General features: G+C 60.6%; 1 protein-coding gene. It reads left to right on the forward strand.

Annotated features, from left to right (window positions below; genetic code table 11):
• The first annotated feature begins 376 nt into the window (after positions 1 to 376).
• A complete protein-coding gene (locus tag VQ042_RS25210) occupies positions 377 to 2275 on the forward strand; it encodes a GNVR domain-containing protein (protein ID WP_331822992.1) in 1899 nt (632 codons plus the stop codon).
• Positions 2276 to 2547 lie beyond the last annotated feature (272 nt).

The raw sequence follows: 2547 nt of genomic DNA on the forward strand, positions 1-2547 counted from the left end.
AACAAACGTTGCAAACTTTGTTGCACTCGAAGGCGACCTTGCGCCTCGAAGGCCGCAGACCTCCCTCAGGACCGGTCAAGCCCAAAAGGCAATGTCCGTCGCCCACCGCTTACAGTGTTACGTCATTTGGAGGTGTTTCGCGCCTTGACCCGCGCCGCTAGCCTCATCGTTTACTGCGCTTCGACATTCCTAAAAGAGTTGCCGGCAACACGATGAACATTCAAGGTGAACGACCAGAACGCCTCGGAGATCGGAGGCCGCGTCGACTTTCAGCACAGGGGCGCACCCCTGCCGGCCCTGTCGGAATCCAATCGTCCTCGCCGGCGGAGGGTGCACTCCTCCGGCCGCGCCTTGCTCTCGGCCTGAGGAGGCCACCATGCTAGATGGCCAATGGTCCAGCATCCCCGCCGGTAGAAGCCTTACATCCGCCGTGTCCGGTCGCGAGATCATCGACTTCCGCGACTTTATGGCCTTCTTCCGACTTTATTCGGTTTCGATAGTTCTGTCCGTTGTCATTGGGCTAGGTTTCGCTGCTTTCTATCTCGCGACGACCGACCCGACCTTTACCGCAAGGACACAGATCCTCATCGACCCGCGGATACCTCAGTTGCTTCAGCAGCAGCCGGCCGACGTGAATCTTTCGCTCGATACCGCACAGATCGAAAGTCAGATTGCAGTTCTGCAATCGGAGAAGATCGCAATGATCGTGATCGACGAGTTGAAACTCGTAGAGGATCCGGTGTTCAACTACGCCCGCACCCCGACGATGAGGGATCGCGTTGAAAGGCTGGCGGCGGTCATCGTCGACACCTTCGGCCTGCCCGAGACGGGTGGTTTCGATTCGCCGGCTTTTCCCGCCATCGGCAATTGGCTGAGCCGCTGGACCGCCACGGTGGCGACGGAGCTCCCGGAATTTGAGCGGTATCGGCTGACCATGGAGACTTTCCAGAACGGATTGGGGGTGCGGCGCGTCGGCGTGTCCTATGCGATCGAGATCTCGTTCCAATCGAAGGATCCCGAACAGTCGGCCAAGACCGCCAATGCCGTGGCCGACGCGTACGTAAGCGAACAGCTGGAGACCAGGGCCACCGCCGCCCGCGAGGGGAGCGCCTGGCTGGAGAGCCGGCTCGGGGAACTGCGGACACAGATGAACCTCGCCACCCAAATCGCGCAGGAATTTCGCGCCAGGCATGACTACCGGGTCGGCCGCCAGCTCGGCGCGGTGCTGGCCGACGGAAGGGTGGTTTCCGACGAGAATGCCGGTGAGAGCAGCGACGGGCCGACCCTCGAGGAACTGGAGGTGACGGCCGATACCTATCGCAAGATGTACGAGAGCTTCCTGCAGGCTTTCACCTCGTCGGCTAACCAACAACTCTACCCGGTCGCGGATGCGCGCGTCATCACGCCGGCTTCTCGGCCTTTGGAGGCCAGTCACCCTCGCTCGAACCTGGTACATTTGTTAGGCGCTGTCGCCGGGCTTATGGCCGGGGTGGCGTTCGCGTTCGTTCGCAGCACCTTCGACGGAACCGTCCGCTCACGGCGCCAGCTCGAAGACCGGCTCGACATCAATTGCCTCGGAGAATTGCCGCCGGCCCGACGGCTCTGCGGCTTCGGCCGATTCGACGAGATAGCCAAGCATCCGGGGTCTGATTTCAGTGAGAGCTTGAGACGCGTCAAGGCAGCAATTAGCCTCGCCGATCCGGCCCCGATACGAGTCATCGGCGTAACGTCCGTATGGCCTGGGGACGGCAAGAGCTCGGTCGCGAGCAACCTCGCCATATCCCACGCGATGTGGGGCACCAAGACGCTTCTGATCGACGCCGACGCCCGACATTCTGCGCTGACCAAGGCAGTCCTTCGACCTCGCCGCGATCAACGCAGCGCAGACTTTCGGTCGGAACTCGACCCCATCAGGCGCCATATTAGGTTTTCGAAGGCGTTATGTTTGGACGTCTTGCCAAAGCATGCGTGGGGCAGAGGCCGGATGATCACGCCGGCGCAAATGGAGTCGGCGCTCAAGGCCTTGAATTCCTACGAGATCATCATTGTCGACCTTCCCCCGCTCGCGTCGGGGTTTGATGAACTGGCGATCAGCACGGCTTTGGATGGTGTAGTTATTGTCGCCGAGTGGGGCAAAACGCCGGAAAGCCTAATAACCGAGCTCGTGCGTGTGCTACGGTCGACCAAGACCGAGCTGGTAGGGATCGTATTGACCAAAGTTCGATCTCAATCGGCACGGCGGCACCTCAGGCGCGGCTCACGCGTCGCGCGTTAAATTTTCAAACCCTGCCAGATTTGCTGAACTGCGGCGGCGGTGGACTGCTTGGCTGCCTTTTAGATCTCCGCATCGTTAACTGCTACTCTACCGGCGGGTGCTGAAAAATTGAGGAAGAACCTTCGGCTGGGCCATGACCATTGGTGGCATGGCCCAGACTGTAGCGCGTCAACCATGATGTCCGGTCAGCGACAGCCAAGTTGGCTGGTGCTGCTGCGGCTGGGGTGGTGGTTGTCGTCAGTTTTGGCTGTCGCTCCCTGGTTCGGTTTGGT

The sequence above is a fragment of the Aurantimonas sp. A2-1-M11 genome, from assembly GCF_036549475.1.
Classification (GTDB): domain Bacteria; phylum Pseudomonadota; class Alphaproteobacteria; order Rhizobiales; family Rhizobiaceae; genus Aurantimonas.

Bases quoted from the DNA above. Each gene is read 5' to 3' on its own strand.
- VQ042_RS25210 (WP_331822992.1), top strand. From the start codon at position 377: ATGCTAGATGGCCAATGGTCCAGCATCCCCGCCGGTAGAAGCCTTACA.